10 protein-coding genes are annotated in these 16,690 nt (G+C 59.5%); 7 read left to right on the top strand and 3 right to left on the bottom strand.

From position 1 onward, the window contains the following. Window positions 1-11: 11 nt before the first annotated feature. The 7 genes from preA to NAI64_RS01850 all read left to right on the top strand — a co-directional run bounded on the left by preA (window position 12) and on the right by NAI64_RS01850 (window position 12,784). Complete coding sequence (preA, locus tag NAI64_RS01880) at window positions 12-1,268, top strand: NAD-dependent dihydropyrimidine dehydrogenase subunit PreA (RefSeq protein ID WP_269297219.1); 1,257 nt, start codon at window positions 12-14, stop codon at window positions 1,266-1,268. Between the two features lie 45 nt (window positions 1,269-1,313). Next, window positions 1,314-2,180 carry a hypothetical protein gene (locus NAI64_RS01875; protein WP_269297218.1) on the top strand — a complete coding sequence of 289 codons (867 nt, stop codon included), beginning with the start codon at window positions 1,314-1,316 and terminating at the stop codon, window positions 2,178-2,180. Between the two features lie 57 nt (window positions 2,181-2,237). After that, window positions 2,238-3,122 carry a hypothetical protein gene (locus tag NAI64_RS01870; protein WP_269297216.1) on the top strand — a complete coding sequence of 295 codons (885 nt, stop codon included), beginning with the start codon at window positions 2,238-2,240 and terminating at the stop codon, window positions 3,120-3,122. Between the two features lie 403 nt (window positions 3,123-3,525). Then, entirely contained in the window at window positions 3,526-4,884 is a 1,359-nt protein-coding gene (locus tag NAI64_RS01865; RefSeq protein ID WP_269297214.1) for an MdtA/MuxA family multidrug efflux RND transporter periplasmic adaptor subunit, read from the top strand. Between the two features lie 12 nt (window positions 4,885-4,896). Then, on the top strand, window positions 4,897-7,998 hold the full coding sequence (locus tag NAI64_RS01860) for an MdtB/MuxB family multidrug efflux RND transporter permease subunit (protein WP_269297213.1): 3,102 nt from the start codon (window positions 4,897-4,899) through the stop codon (window positions 7,996-7,998). A 12-nt stretch (window positions 7,999-8,010) separates the two neighbouring features. Continuing rightward, a complete protein-coding gene (locus NAI64_RS01855; protein ID WP_269297212.1) occupies window positions 8,011-11,112 on the top strand; it encodes a multidrug efflux RND transporter permease subunit in 3,102 nt (1,033 codons plus the stop codon). Between the two features lie 19 nt (window positions 11,113-11,131). After that, window positions 11,132-12,784: an efflux transporter outer membrane subunit gene (locus NAI64_RS01850; protein WP_269297210.1), complete on the top strand. Its 1,653-nt coding sequence runs from the start codon at window positions 11,132-11,134 to the stop codon at window positions 12,782-12,784. Between the two features lie 79 nt (window positions 12,785-12,863). Here NAI64_RS01850 and NAI64_RS01845 read toward each other — a convergent pair whose 3' ends face one another. From NAI64_RS01845 to NAI64_RS01835, 3 genes are all read right to left on the bottom strand, one after another. After that, window positions 12,864-13,532, bottom strand: a complete 669-nt coding sequence (locus NAI64_RS01845) for a DJ-1 family glyoxalase III (RefSeq protein ID WP_269297208.1) — start codon at window positions 13,530-13,532, stop codon at window positions 12,864-12,866. Between the two features lie 66 nt (window positions 13,533-13,598). Then, window positions 13,599-14,396 carry a hypothetical protein gene (locus tag NAI64_RS01840; RefSeq protein WP_269297207.1) on the bottom strand — a complete coding sequence of 266 codons (798 nt, stop codon included), beginning with the start codon at window positions 14,394-14,396 and terminating at the stop codon, window positions 13,599-13,601. Window positions 14,397-14,513: 117 nt separating this feature from the next. After that, window positions 14,514-16,649 carry an FUSC family protein gene (locus tag NAI64_RS01835; RefSeq protein WP_269297206.1) on the bottom strand — a complete coding sequence of 712 codons (2,136 nt, stop codon included), beginning with the start codon at window positions 16,647-16,649 and terminating at the stop codon, window positions 14,514-14,516. Between the last annotated feature and the right edge of the window lie 41 nt (window positions 16,650-16,690).

Here is a 16,690-nt window from a genome sequence, read left to right as displayed (position 1 = left end):
GGAGACACACCATGGCGCTGAAAAAAGACCTCTCCATCGACTTTCTGGGCGTTCACTGCGAAAACCCGTTCTTTTTGTCCTCGTCCCCCGTATCCAGCGACTACGAAATGGTCGCCCGTGCCTTCGAGGCAGGCTGGGGCGGCGTCGCCTACAAAACGCTCGGCATCTTCATCCCGGACGAATGCTCTCCGCGATTCGACACGACCGGCATGCCCGGCGGCCCCTGGACCGGCTTCAAGAACATGGAAATGATTTCCGACAAGCCGCTGGAAACCAATCTCGCCAGCATACGCCGCCTCAAACGCGAATATCCCGGAAAAGTCATCATCGCATCCATCATGGGCAGCGACGAGGATGAATGGAAGACACTGGCGAAAAAAGTCAGCGACGCCGGCGCGGACATGATCGAATGCAACTTCTCCTGCCCGCAAATGACCTCATCGGCCATGGGTTCCGACGTCGGCCAGAGTCCCGAACTCGTCGCACGCTATACAGAAGCCGTATGCAGCACCACCCGCCTGCCCGTACTGGCGAAAATGACCCCCAACATCGGCCACATGGAAGAACCGGCCATCGCTGCCGTACAGGCCGGCGCACGCGGCATCGCCGCCATCAACACCGTCAAGGCCATCACGAACATCGACACGACCCACATGACCGCCATGCCCGTCGTCAACGGCAAGTCATCCATCTCCGGTTACTCGGGCCCCGCCATCAAGCCCATCGCCCTGCGCTTCATCACCCAGATGAAACAGCACCCGCAACTGGCGAACGTCCCCGTCTCCGGCATCGGCGGCATCGTCACCTGGCGCGACGCCCTCGAATTTCTGCTCGTCGGCTCATCCACCGTCCAGATCACGACCGCCGTCATGGAATACGGCTACCGCATCATCGACGACCTGACAAGCGGCCTGTCGCACTACATGGCGGAAAACGGCATCGAACGGCTATCGGCCCTCGTCGGCAAGGCATTACCCAACATCGTGCCGGCAGACGACATCGACCGCGATTTCATGCTCATCCCGAAAATCGACGCCGCCCGCTGCATCGGCTGCGGACGCTGCTATGTCTCCTGTCAGGACGGCGGCCACCAGGCCATCGACTGGGACGACTACACACGTACCCCGACCATCGACGACGAGCGCTGCGTCGGCTGCCACCTGTGCCTGAACGTCTGTCCGGTCACCGACTGCATCCGCCCCGACCAGGCCGTATTCAAGGAAAACCGCCCGGTACACCCCCTGCTCATCAAACAACACTACCGCTAAACACGATACAATCACTCTCAAACACCAGACAACAGGACAGCCATCATGGGAAAAATGACCATCTCCAGCTTCTTCAAGGCCTACCGCAGCCACCTGTGGGGAAAAGAACGGAAAAAAAAATACTACTGGGGCTTCCTGGGCGACATCCTCGGCGAACTCATCTTGCCGACAGATGAGGAAATCATCGAATTCGCCAAACGCGACTTTTCCGAAACCGTCGCCCTGCGCTACTTCCTGCAACCCTGGATCATGCCCGACTTCTACCTCTACACCGAAGAAAGCCGGCTGCGCATCCGCGATACCCTCGCATGGTACCTGCACCAGCCCGAAAGCGAACTCGACAGCATCATCAACGCCTTCCAGGTCCCCATTCCCATCATCTCGTCCAAACAGTTCTACACCGTCATCTGGCAGGAATTCTTCCTCTCCAACTTCCCCGACCCCATCGACCCGGAAGAATACGAGGAAGACACCAGCCCGGAATTCATCAACTCCCTGTACAAGCAGGCCGAACGCCCCGACTGGTCCGACACATCCTACTACGCCAGCCCCGAACGTATCGGCACCGTCCGTACCGACCTGCTCGAATGGTATTCGCCCGAACGCAAACTCGACGAACTCAAACGCTGGGCCACCACCGGCATCCGCCCCAACAACATCCGTGGCCTCATGTCCGACGCCACCAAATGGCTCAGCTACGACGACATGTACTACGGCAACGACCTGGCACTGCGCCAATTCCAGCAGCTCCAGGAAAACGGCCTGTACGTCGACCGCCTGACCCTGACCTTCGACAACGATATCGGCATCGGCTTTTTCAAGGGAACGACCATCCCCACCAAAACCCGCCGTGCCCGTTTCCTGTTCGACAAACTCGGCAACCTGCTGGCGAACTACCCCATCCTCAAATAACCGTCACACGCCGCCGCATACCCCCTGCGGCGGCATCCATCACCCGACGGTGCGACCATGCCCGGCATCATCCGAAACACACTGGCACGCCTCATCCAATGGCTGGACATCCCGCCGCCAGCACCGGCACCCGGCACACAGGAAACCCACTGGGAATTTCTGGGCGACCTGCTGGGTGAACTGGCAAGCCTGACCGACACCGAAACCGAAGCCTTCGCCGCATGTGACTATCGCGACCCCGACGCCATCGCACATCTTGCCGACGAATGGATACGCCCCGTCTGGGCGCGCTTCACCCCGACATCCCGCGACAAAATCCTCGCCACACTCGACAGCTACCTCGCTACCGGCAGCGAAAAAACCGGCTGGATACTCCCATCGTACAGCATCCCCATCAATACCGACGTCCGCCTGTTCTTCAGCATCATCCGCCGTGAACTGACCGGCAGCGCCCCGCCAGACACCATCGACACCGCCCGCTACCGCGAAAACGACCGACAGGCCTTCGCCAACACCCTCTTTTCACACATCGGCACCGAAACCGGCGAAAACGGCGAATCGTTGCCCGAACTGCCCGTGCGACACGGCATCAACCTGCCCCGCGAACTCGCGCGCCATGACGCCAGCCAGCCGCTTCAAGCCATGCGCCGCTGGGCCACCACCGGCATCACCCCCGACGGCATCCGGGGCCTGCCCTGCGACGCCGCCCGCTGGACGGAAAAAACAGACCCCGACACCATCCGCGCCATGGCCGCATCCCGCTTCGCCCGGCAACAAGGCACCCGCCTCGGCGTACACCGCCTCACCCTCACCTTTTCCCACCCCGTCGGCGAAGGCTACCTCGCCGGAGCCCCCGACACCCTCGTCACCACCCGCAAGGCCCGCTGCCTCATCGACCGCATGGGCTACCTCGTGCGCTGCTACCCTGTATTGCGGGGATAAGGCGGCATCCATAATGCCTTGCCCCTTCGCCGGATTCTGCCTTGCCGCCTCCCTTGTCCCCGTTTTCTGTGGAAAAGTCTGTTCAAAGGCACGAAATCGCCTTGTGTTTCAGGGATTTGCCGCCACTGCACGGAAAACGGGCAGGAAAACGCTACATGATCGTCCCTGCATATGGCTGTCGGCTTTTTTCAACACATGAATAACGGTTGACAGCTATTTTGTAACGCCTTGTAACAGCTCTTGGTCCGCCCCTGTTCGCATACGGGGGATGGAATTACAATGCGATGAAACTTGTCCGACCTGCGCCATGCCGCCGGAGTGCTTCCGATGATCCTGTGCATATCGGCCGTGACGGGATGTATGCCGGTCAGGACGTTTACCAACCGGTCATCACGGTGTCTTTATGCTGAAGAAAGTCAAACTCCGCCGTCCTTTTCTGATTGCCATCGTCTGTCTGTTCGCCATCGTCGTGATCTGGGGCATTTACTGGATCGTCGCGAAAAACCGGGGAACGCCACCGCGTGGCGGTGCGGCCGCCGTCCGGGTGGCGACTGTCGTACAGGAAGATGCACCGCTTCAAATCCTTGCGCTGGGAACCGTCGATTCCACCTACACCACGACGGTACGCAGCCGTGTCGATGGGGAACTCGTCAAACTGCATTTCACGGAAGGCCAGCTGGTGAAAGCGGGCCAGCTGCTCGCCGAACTCGATCCGCGCCCGTTCAAGGCGGAACTGATGCAGGCCGAAGGGCAGCTCATGCGAGATCAGGCATTGCTGGAAAACGCACGGCTCGATCTGAAACGCTACCGCCAGCTGCTGGAGCAGAATTCCATCGCCAAACAACAGGTCGATACACAGGCAGCGCTGGTCAAACAGTACGAAGGCACGGTCAAGCTCGATCAGGGTGCCGTGGACAATGCGCGACTCCAGCTCACATACAGCCGGATCACCGCGCCGATTTCCGGGCGTGTCGGTCTGCGACAGGTCGATCTGGGCAATATCGTCCATGCAACCGATACCAACGGGATCGTCACCATTACGCAGGAACAGCCCATCAATGTCTTTTTCTCGATTCCGGAAGTCGATCTGACCCAGCTCTTGCAAGCCTATACCGGCAATCCGAAACTGGCGGTTTCGGCATGGGATCGTGAAAACCGCAATCTGCTTTCCGAAGGAACATTGCTGGCGATCGACAACCAGCTCAATACCGATACCGGCACCATCGGCATCAAGGCCAAATTCGCCAATACGGACAACCGGCTGTTCCCGAACCAGTTCGTCAATGTCCGCCTGCATCTGGGGTCCCGTCCGCAAGCGATTCTCGTGCCGACGGTCGCCATCCAGCTGGGCAAGCTCGGTCATACGGTTTACCGCGTCAACGACAACGGCACGGTCAGTCTGGTTCAGGTCAAAACCGGACCGGTTTCCGGCGAAAACACGATCATCGAGGAAGGACTGGAACCGGGACAGATCGTCGTGACCGACGGCGTGGACAAGCTGCGCGACGGCTCGAAAATCCGGATCATCCGTCCGAAGACAGCCGATACCAACGAACCGGCCGCATCGCCTGAAGCTGCCCGAAAGGATGGCAAGGCACCTGAAACCGCCGCACCGGACAAAACCGCCGCACCGCAAGACGCTTCCGCTACTGGCCAGGCGGCATCCACCCCGTCCGTGGCCGCCGGAAACGATGGCAGGCAAGATGGCAAGGCGTCCGGAAACGCCGCTCCCGCACCATCGGGCGACAGTGCGAAGAAGTAATCGGGTGCCGGCATGAATCCTTCCCGCCCGTTCATTCTCCGTCCGGTGGCTACCATTTTGTTCATGGTGGCTATCCTGCTTTCCGGGCTGGTAGCCTGGAAGCTGTTGCCCGTATCGGCGTTGCCGGAAGTCGATTACCCGACGATTCAGGTCGTGACGTATTATCCGGGCGCAAGTCCCGAAGTGGTGGCATCGACGATCACGGCACCGCTTGAACGGCAATTCGGGCAGATGTCGGGGCTGGAACAGATGTCGTCCGCCAGCTCCGAGGGCGTCTCGGTGGTGACGCTGCAATTCACGCTGTCGCAGACGCTGGATGTGGCGGAACAGGAAGTGCAGGCGGCGATCAATGCGGCGAACAATCTCTTGCCGACGGATTTGCCCAATCCTCCGATTTACAACAAGGTCAACCCGGCCGATACGCCGATTCTGACGATCGCGGTCACCTCGCCGACGATGACGATCACGAAACTGGAAGACCTCGCCGATACGCGCATCGCGCAAAAACTCTCGCAGGTTCCCGGTGTCGGGCTGGTCTCGATCAGCGGCGGCCAGCGCCCGGCCGTCCGGATACAGGCCAATTCGCGGGCGCTGGCAGCTCGCGGCATCACACTGGAAAACGTCCGTTCCGCCGTGGCCAATGCCAACGTCAATCAGGCCAAGGGAAGTTTCGACGGACCGTTGCAGGCTTCGACGGTGGACGGCAACGACCAGCTCAAGTCGGCCGCCGAATTCGAGAACATCATCATCGCCTACCGTGATGGCACACCGGTGCGCCTCAAGGATATCGCCACCGTCATCGACGGCGCGGAAAATGCACGTCTGGCTGCATGGGCGAACGACAAACCGGCGGTCATCCTGACGGTGCAGCGCCAGCCTGGCGCCAACGTCATCGCGGTGGCCGACCGTATCAAGGAACTGTTGCCGCAACTGCAGGCCAGCCTGCCTGCCGCCATCGACGTGGAAATCCTCTCTGACAGGACGGTGACGATCCGCGCATCCGTGGCCGATGTGGAACACGAACTGGTCATGTCGGTGGCGCTGGTCGTACTGGTCGTGTTCGTGTTTCTGCGTAATCTGACCGCGACGATCATTCCGGCGGTCGCCGTGCCGCTGTCGTTGATCGGCACGTTCGGGGTGATGTATCTGTCGGGCTTTTCGATCAACAATCTTTCGCTCATGGCGCTGACGATTGCGACCGGCTTCGTCGTGGATGATGCCATCGTCATGATCGAAAACATCGCGCGCTATATCGAGGAAGGCGAAAACCCGATGGAAGCGGCCCTGAAAGGCTCGAAACAGATCGGTTTCACCATCATTTCGCTGACGGTTTCCCTGATTGCCGTGCTGATTCCGCTGCTCTTTATGGGTGACGTCATCGGGCGGCTGTTCCGCGAATTCGCGGTCACGCTGGCGGTGGCGATCCTGATTTCCGCCCTGATTTCGCTGACCCTGACGCCGATGATGAGCGCACGGCTCCTCAAGCATATTCCCGAAGAAAAACAGGGGCGTTTTTTCCATGCCAGCGGGCGTTTTTTCGACCGCATCATCGAGGAATACGCCAAAGGCCTGCGCTGGGTGCTCGACCATCAGAAACTGACGCTTGCCGTCGCGCTGGGTACAATCGTCCTGACGGGGCTTTTGTACATCGTCATTCCGAAAGGCTTTTTCCCGGTACAGGATACCGGCGTCATCCAGGGCGTCTCCGAAGCGTCGCAGTCCATTTCGTTTTCCGCAATGGGCCGCCAGCAGGAAAAACTGATCGACAAGATCCTTGAAGATCCGGCCGTCGTCAGCCTGTCGTCGTTCATCGGGGTGGACGGCACGAATGCCGCGCCCAACAACGGCAAAATGCTCATCAACCTCAAACCGAAGGGCGAACGCGACGACATCCATACGGTGATGAACCGTCTCTCGGAAGCGGCCTCGGAGATCGCCGGCATGACGCTTTACCTGCAACCGGTACAGGATATCAGCATCGACAGCCGTTCCAGCCGCACGCAATACCAGTTCACGCTTCAGGCCACGACACAGGACGATTTGTCCCGATGGGTACCGCGCCTGATCGACCGCCTTCGCGAATTGCCGGAACTGACCGATGTCGCGACAGATTTTCAGGAAAACGGCCAGATGGCCTATGTCAATATCGACCGCGATACGGCCTCCCGTCTGGGTGTCTCGACGCGCGATGTCGCCGACGCGCTGTACAATGCGTTCGGCCAGCGACTGATCTCGACGATTTACACGCAGACCAACCAGTACCGTGTCGTGCTGGAAGTGCAGGAACACGAACGGCAAAACCCGTCGGCCATCAAGGGGATTTACGTCGCCACATCCTCCGGCACGCTCGTGCCGCTGGACGCCGTCGCCTCGATCGAATACCGTCCCTCGATTCTGGTCATCAACCATATGGGACAATTCCCGACCGCGACGATTTCGTTCAACCTGACGCCGGGTTCATCGCTCTCCGAAGCGGTGGAAGCCATCCTCGAGACGGAACGGGACATGCGTATCCCGCCGGATATCCAGACGCAATTCCAGGGCGCAGCGATGGCCTTCCAGTCTTCGCTGTCCTCGACATTGTGGCTGATCGTCGCGGCGCTGATCACCATGTACATCGTGCTGGGTATCCTCTATGAAAGCTATATCCACCCGATCACCATTTTGTCCACCCTGCCTTCCGCCGGTATCGGTGCGTTGCTGGCGCTGATGATGACGGGCAACGACCTGTCGGTCATCGGCATCATCGGGATCATCCTGCTGATCGGTATCGTCAAGAAAAACGCGATCATGATGATCGACTTCGCGCTCGTGGCCGAACGCGATCACGGCATGTCCCCGCGCGAGGCGATTTATCAGGCTTGCCTGCTGCGTTTCCGTCCGATCATGATGACGACGATGGCGGCGCTGCTGGGCGCGGTGCCGATGATGCTCGCCACCGGTATCGGTTCGGAAATGCGCAACCCGCTGGGCCTGACGATGGTCGGCGGCCTGCTGGTCAGCCAGGTGCTGACGCTTTTCACCACGCCGGTCATCTATCTGTACTTCGACAGGCTCGCCAGACGGGTTGAAAAAACGGCGACCCATGCCATCGACGGCTCTGCCGGATTGTGACGGAGGCTTCCGGTGAAATTTTCCGAAATTTTCATCCGCCGCCCTGTCGCCACCGTTCTGGTCACGCTGGCGATCATGCTGGCCGGTATCGTCGCCTTCAACTGGTTGCCGGTCTCGCCGCTGCCGCAAGTCGATTTTCCGACGATCCGCGTCAGGGCCAAGCTGCCGGGCGCCAGCCCCGAGACGATGGCGGCGACTGTCGCCACACCGCTGGAACGCACCCTCGGCCGTATCGCCGGTATCAGTGAAATCACCTCCGTCAGCACGCTCGGTTCGACAGACATCACGCTCCAGTTCGCGCTGGAGCGCAATATCGACGGCGCGGCACGCGACGTGCAATCCGCGATCAATGCGGCACACGCCCTCTTGCCGACAGGCATGCCATCGAACCCGACTTACCGCAAGATCAATCCGGCGGACGCGCCGATCATGATTTTGTCGATGACATCCGAATCGCTGACCCGCGGCCAGATGTACGACGCCGCCGATACCATCGTCGCCCAGAAACTCATGCAACTCGAAGGCGTCGGCGACGTGTTCGTCGGTGGCGGCTCGCAACCCGCCGTGCGTATCGAACTGCATCCGAAGCAGCTCTCCAGCTACGGCATCAGCATGGAAAAAATCAGCGACCTGATCAACGATACGAACGTCAACCGTCCCAAGGGTTTCGTCGGCAATGACGATGTGAAATGGAAAATCGAAGCCAACGATCAGGCGAAGACCGCCAGCGACTACATGCCGCTCATCATCCATCATACGGACAACCGCGCCATCCGCATTTCCGATGTGGCCGATGTCACCGATTCGGTCCAGGATGTCCGCAACATGGGGATGGTCAACGGTGAACCCTGCATCATGATCATCATTTTCCGCGAACCGGGCGCGAACATCATCGAAACGGTGGACCGGATTTACGACGCCATTCCGATGCTCTCGGCCGCGATTCCGGAAGCCATCGACGTCAATGTCGTCATGGACCGTACCCCGACGATCCGCAGCTCGCTGGCCGATGTCGAATTCACCCTCATCATTTCGGTGGCGCTGGTCATTCTGGTGGTCTTTCTGTTTTTGCGGAATTTCCGCGCCACCGCCATTTCCGCCATTTCCGTCCCCGTCTCGCTGGTAGGGACTTTCACCGTCATGTATCTGGCGGGCTTTTCGCTGAACAATCTCTCGCTCATGGCGCTGACCATCGCCAGCGGGTTCGTGGTGGACGATACGATCGTCGTGCTGGAAAACATCATGCGGCATGTCGAGGCGGGAATGAAACCGTTCGAGGCGGCGCTCAAAGGCGCGCGCGAAGTCGGCTTCACCGTCATGTCGATCAGTATCTCCCTGATCGCCGTGTTCATCCCGATCCTGCTTATGGGTGGCATCATCGGGCGACTGTTCCGCGAATTCGCCGTGACGCTTTCGGCAACGATTCTGGTCTCGCTTTTCATCTCGCTGACGACCACCCCGATGCTGTGCGCCCTCTGGCTCAAACGCAAGGACAAGACACCGAAACCCGGACGCCTGAACCGCCTGTTCAATTCCAGCGAACACCTGTTCACGAACATGCAGCTCGCCTACGGGCGCACGCTCAAATGGGCCATCGACCACCGCCGCATCACCCTGCTGATTCTTGTCGCCACGGTCTGTTTCAACATCTTTCTGTACATCATCGTACCGAAGGGCTTTTTCCCGCAACAGGATACCGGCCAGATGTTCGGCGTCATCCGCGCCGACCAGAGCATTTCGTTCCAGGCCATGCAGGCGAAGATGAAAACCTTCATGGAAAAGATCAAGGAAGATCCTGCCATCGACAAGGTCACCGGCTATACCGGCAGCAGCCAGACCAATACCTCGCGCATGTTCATCAGCCTCAAGCCGCTCTCCGAACGCAAGATCAGCGCGGACGAAGTCATCGGCCGCCTGAGGAAAAAACTCGCCAACGAACCCGGCGCGACGCTCTTTTTGCAATCCGTCCAGGATATCCGCATGGGCGGACGCCAGAGCAATGCGCAATACCAGTACACCCTGCAAGGCGACAATCTCGACGAATTGCGCGAATGGACGCCCAAGGCTTTCCGCGCACTCGCCAAACTGCCGATGCTGGCCGACCTCAATACCGACCAGGAACTGAAAGGCCGGCAGACGATGCTCGCTTTCGACCGGGATGCGATGTCGCGGCTGGGTCTGACGCAACAGGATGTCGATGACGTGCTGTACAACGCCTTCGGCCAGCGGCAGGTTTCCACCATCTATAACGAACTCAACCAGTACAAGGTCGTCATGGAAGTCGCGCCGCAATACTGGCAAAATCCCGAATCGCTCAAGGACATCTATATCCAGACCCCGACGGCCGGCCCGACGCCCCTGTCGGCGATCGCCAGCTGGGAGCCGACGAACACCTCGCTGTCGGTCAACCATCAGGGCCAGTTCGCCGCCTCGACTTTGTCGTTCAACCTGCCGCCAGGCAACTCCCTGTCGGATGCCACCGTCGCCATCGAACAGACGCTTGCCGATATCGGCATGCCATCTTCCATCGTCGGCAGTTTCCAGGGTACCGCCAAGACCTTCCAGGAATCGCTGGAAAACCAGCCGCTGCTGATCGCGCTGGCGCTCGTTGCCGTCTATATCGTGCTGGGCATGCTCTATGAAAGTTTCATCCATCCGGTCACGATTCTGTCCACGCTGCCCTCAGCCGGTGTCGGCGCCTTGCTCGCGCTGATCATCGCCGGTACGGAATTTTCGGTCATCGCCCTGATCGGCGTGCTGCTTCTGATCGGTATCGTGAAAAAGAACGCCATCATGATGATCGACTTCGCGCTGGTTGCAGAACGCGAAAACGGTCTCTCGCCTGAAAACGCCATTTATCAGGCCTGCCTGCTGCGCTTCCGCCCGATCATGATGACCACGACCGCCGCCCTGTTCGGCGCCCTGCCGCTGGCGCTGGGTCACGGCGATGGTGCGGAAATGCGCACTCCGCTGGGGATTTCCATCGTCGGCGGCCTGATTCTGAGCCAGTTGCTCACACTGTACACGACACCGATCGTCTATCTGTATCTTGACCGCTTCCGCAAGCGCGCCGCCGACAAGAAAGCCGCCCGCGCCAAAGGGGAAACGGCCTGAAACGACACAGGATAATGCCATGACTACCGATTTGCCATCCCGCACGCTCTTGTCGAAAACACGACTTGCCATGCCGAAAACCGTAAGGCTTGTGCTCCCGCTCGCGCTGGCCGCCGTCCTGCTGGGCGGTTGCACCGTCGGTCCTGACTATGTCCGCCCCGACACCGACGTCCCGACGGCCTACAAGGAAGACAGCTTGTGGAAAACCGCCAAACCGGCCGACGAATATCCGCGCGGACAATGGTGGCGGGTTTTTCATGACCCGGAACTGGATCGCCTGATGGAACTGCACAACCGGCAAAACCTGACCATCGCCCAGTCCGAAGCGCAATACCGGCAGGCACAAGCCATGCTGCGTCAGGCAGAATCGGCCCTGTTCCCGACACTCTCGATGGATGCCAACCGCTCACGTGGCGTCCTGTCGAACAATTCGATGAAAGTCTCCAACGAAAACCAGCTTGTCGGCACCCTGAGCTGGGAAGTCGATCTTTGGGGCGGCATCCGCCGCAATATCGAGGCGGGCGAAGCCAGTGAACAGGCCAGCAAGGCGCAACTGGAAGCGGTAAAACTGTCGTCGCAGGCACAGCTGGCGACCGCCTATCTGGAACTGATCGTCACGGACCGGCAAATCATCCGGCTGGAAGAAAGTGAAAAACTGCTCGCCGAATCGCTGAAACTGACAATCAACCAGTACAACGCCGGTCTGGTGTCCGATGCCAGCGTGGCACAGGCCGAAAGCCAGCTCAAGAGCGCACAGGCTTCGACTATCGACTCGAAACTGGCACGCGCCCAGCTCGAACACGCCATCGCCGTGTCCATCGGTCAGCCGCCCGCCACCTTTTCGCTGCCTGCTGCGAAAGCCGATCCGTACCTGCCGCAAATTCCGGCCGGCGTACCGTCCCTTCTGCTCCAGCGCCGTCCCGACATCGCCGCTGCCGAACGCCGCGTCGCCGAAGCCAATGCATTGATCGGCGTGGCGAAGTCCGCCTTTTTCCCGTCGCTGACGCTCTCTGCCACCGGCGGCTGGAACGGCCCGTCTTTCGGCGACCTCTTTACCGTACCGAACCGCATCTGGTCGATCGGCCCGGCCATCGCCCTCACGATCTTCGATGCCGGATTGCGCAGCGCACAGACAGACGAAGCGATAGCCGCCTATGACGAAACCGTCGCCGCCTACCGCCAGCAAGTACTGACCGCTTTTCAGGAAGTGGAAGACTATCTCGCGGCACAAGCCATGCTCGGCGATGAATCCGACATGCAAAGCGCAGCCGTCGCCGCCGCCATCCGCTCGGAGACGATCACGCGCAACCAATACCGTGCAGGCGTCGTCAGCTATCTGGATCTGCTCGTCGCCGAAAACAACCGTATTTCCGCCGAAAACACTCTCTGGGATATCCGCAAGCGCCAGTTCACCAGCAGCGTTGGCCTGATCGCCGCCATCGGCGGCCAGTGGGATACCCCCGCGACCGATACGCCGGCAACCGGGACCGCAACCCCGCCCGCGACGGCTCCCGCGTCGCAAACCACCGGCAGTGCGGCTATCCCTTCCAATACGACACAACCGGCGGAAAAAGCGCCGGCACAACAACCGGCGACATCCACCGTACCCTCTGCACCTGCTGTACCGGCGACGCCTGCCACCCCGGCAGCAACCGTACCGGTTCGCTCCTGAAACGCCCGACATCACACAGGGAAGAAAAAACGGGGAAGGCGGCAAGCCTTCCCCGTTGCAATTGTCCGTAATTTTACCGTCACTTCGCCGGTGCATTCGCCAGTCCGTCCGGCCATGCCTTCATTTCGTCATAGAGAAACGAACGTTTGATTGCCGCGCTGTCGCCGCCCAGTGCATCGACCAGCGCGAAAGCGAAAGGCAATGCCGTTCCAGGCCCGCGGCTCGTAATCAGCTTGCCGTCACGCACCACGGTATCGGAAAGATATGTTGCATCGTGGTAAAACGGTTCCGTCCGGTCACCGGGATAGGCCGTCATCTTCCGCCCCGCCAGAATACCGGCTTTCGCCAGCACATTGGGGCCGGCGCACATGGCCGCCACGAATTTGCCGGAACGGTCATAATGCCGGACCAGCTCCAGCACCCGCGTATCGTCCTGCAAATGGGCCACACCATCCCAGCCGCCCGGCAAAACGATCATGTCGTAATGCAGGAAATCGCCGTTATCCCGGCCGAGTACCTTGTCGGCGCGTATCGTGATCGCATGCCCGCCGGTCACCCATTCGCCCGCCGTACTCACGGCATCGACCGAAAAGCCGCCACGTCGCAACACATCCAGAATCTCGACCGTTTCGCCTTCCTCGAATCCGGGTGCCAGCAACACCATGACCGCCGGTTTGTCCATCGCCATCGCCATTCCTCCCGCAAAAACACTCCATGCCAGAACCAGCAACGCCAGTATCCGTTTCATATTTCCCTCCTTTCGGCACTCATCCCGTCAGGCAGGCATACCTGCCGTCGCAGGGTTCGGCAAACGCTATTGTGCATCCTGTGCTTCTTCGGCGGCTTTCTTGTCGCGTTTTTTCTGCGTTTCCGCGCGCTTGCGTTCCACTCTTTCCAGACGTCTTGCCGATTCTTCCTGTTTGGCCTCGTACTCGCGGACGTTTTCCGCCTTTTCAGCCGGAGTCATCAGGTTGCCAGAATGACGTTCGTCCGGTGTATCGGTCACGCCACGTGCGGCCGCCTCACGCTTCGCCTCGCGTTCCTGAACCCGTCTGACCCGTTCTTCATGCGCCCTCAGGCTCTCGGCCCGCTGCGTGGCATCGGCCTCTTCCTTGAGTTCACGCCGATCGAGCGCCAGATCACGCTGCCTGATCTTGTCGCTGCGCTTGAAACGCTTGGCTTCGAGTTCCAGCATATATAACGCCTGCCAATCGATCCGGCGCCGTTCTTCCGCCTCGTCATAGCACATGTAAACGAAAAACTTTTCGTTGCACAACAGTTTTTCGTTATACAAACGTGCATTGATGTTCTGTTTCTCGATACGGATGATCTCCAGTACCTGATCGGCCTTTTTGACCGAATCGATCGAACCGGCAGGATAATGCGCCAGAATGGCCGCAACGTCAGGGCCGACCTTTTGCTGCACCCACAGAGATTCCTGGACGCGTTCTTTATCGTGATCATCCTCGAAAACTTCCGCATGGACAGGCAAAACCGCCTGCCACAACAACATCACGCCGGCAACCGCGCACAACAGGCGACGGCCAATGCCTGTCCGAAGAGACGTCGCTTTTTCGCACGGCAACTTTTCCGAAACTTCCGAAGGTTTCAACTCGCACTCCTGTCCATATGGCATCATGACTCCGGACGCCTGCCGCGCCGGATGCGTCATTTTACCATTAAAATTTTTGCCTTCCGCCTGACATCGAGACGTGTTTCCCGTCATCGCTCACTGTCCGCCCGCCGCCAGCATACGCCCCCGGCCATCCCCGGCTTGTCCCGGCATATCGGGAACGATGTCCTCATGCAAAAACAGGTCACGCCATATCCCCGACAAAGCCGAAACCGCCATTTTTTGCAGGGAACCGCCCGTCATATCCGCCGTTTGCGCCAGCAAATCATCCAGCATGCCGCGTATCCGTTCACGTGCGACAGGCCGTCCGGCGGCTTTTTCACGGTAATACGACGCCAGTTCGCCCAGCAGCGGTCTGACGCGCACCCCGCTTGTCGCCAGCCTTCTTTCAAGCCGGAGCAACCTTGCCATATTCAGCCCGATGCACAAATCGGAAAGAATACCGTTGGCCGACAGGCCATCGGAAACGGCAAGATGCCGGGGTTTTTCCAGCTGCGTCAGCCTCGGCACCAAAAAGCTGATACCATCGACCATCTTCACCGACATCGCGATCATGGACGGCACGCGGGAAGCATCACCCAACTGCGCGATATCGCCCCACATATGCCGCGCCAGCCGCCGCGTCACTGCCGTGACATTGACGACGCGGAACATCCAGGTGCAAAACAGGGACATGCCGATACCGATGGACTGGCTCAGCTTGGTATTGATGAACGTGGTCATGTCCGCCGTACCGGTGTCGAACATGGTCATGGAACAAATCGTCAGTATCATGAACGGTGTGGCACGCATGGCGGTCGCCGGCTTGACCATCAATATATTCATCAACAGCAAAAACGGCGCGAACACCAGCATCAGCATCTCGAAACTGTGCGCCGAAGGCAAGAGCAGCAAAAGATACAGCCCCGCCGTCAATGTGGACAAGGTGATATAGATGAATTGCAGCCGGATGGCCGGCAAGGGATTGTCCAGCGAAGCGAAAAACATGCAATAGATCCCCGCATTGACCGGAACGCTCACTCCATTTGGCCAGCCCGAAACCATCCAGAACAGGCATGAAAGCCCTTGCGCCAGTCCGGCGGCCAGCGCCGAAACCAGCGCGATACGACGATCGACGAACAGCGATACGGCAGATGTCTTGACCGGACGACGGGCGATCGGGGGCGTTTTTCCCGCCATTCCCTCATCGATCTGGCGACGCAAATCGAAACAGCGTTCCCCCTCGTTGAGCAGACGCTGCAATTCCATCCCCAGATTGACGTACATCATTTCCCGCATACCGGCTCCCGGACGGATCACCGGCATGATCCGGTCGATTTCCTTTTGCAAAACCACGACACGCCCCATGTCGCCGCTATCACCCGTTCCGATCCAGTCGCGCATGGCGAGCAACATTTTTTGCCATGCTTCGGGCAAAACGCCGTTTTCTTCGCGCCGGATCACTTCCAGCCTGTCCCTGACCGTCGCCAGCACTGGCAACAGGGTGGAAAACCGGTTTTGCAATTCGGTCACCAGCCCGACGATCCAGCGAATATTGGAGGTATCGAACGACAAATGAGTCACCAGCGTCCGCAATTCCGATATCGTCTGCGACAGCCGGTGCAATTCCACCTTGCTGTTTCCGGAATTGTCCGACAGGATATCCCACACCCATTGCCTGACATCCCTGAGGACGACATCGAGCCGTTCCAGCGCCGTCCGGTCGATTCCCTTGGGCAATACCAGACTGTGCACCAGTGCGGAACAGACGATACCCAGCACGATTTCTTCCACCCGTGCCAGCGACGCCTCGAACAACATGGCCTCACTGAACTGTGACACATCCGCCAGAATCGGCAAGGCGATGATCGGAACGGAATACCCCGCCAGCATGAACGCATAGGCACGCGGCGTCCTGTCCAGCAGGGAAACATACAGGCACACGCCGATCCACGCACTGAAAATCAGCGCCAGCAATACGGGATATCCGACGAAACGCGGTACCACCAGCACCGTCAGCACCGCTCCGGCGACGGTCCCCGCCACACGGTAAACCGCCTTGGAACGTGTCGTTCCGGAAAACGGCTGTGAAACGACATAGGCCGAAATCAGCGACCAGAACGGGCGCGGCAACCCCAGACGGAAGGCCAGATACAAGGCCAGCATCGCCGCCGCGAAGCTCTTGAGTGAAAAAAGGATATCGTCCCGTGTAATCCGGTTTTGCATGACAGGCCTAGGCAGATCGTTTTCCATACGGCAGACTGCATGACTGGAGCGACCCTGCCGCCACGGGG

It is taken from the genome of Oxalobacter paeniformigenes, from assembly GCF_027158465.1.
Classification (GTDB): domain Bacteria; phylum Pseudomonadota; class Gammaproteobacteria; order Burkholderiales; family Burkholderiaceae_D; genus Oxalobacter; species Oxalobacter paeniformigenes.
The sequence above is the reverse complement of the archived record's forward strand: the minus strand, read 5'-3'. Positions and strand labels throughout refer to the sequence as shown.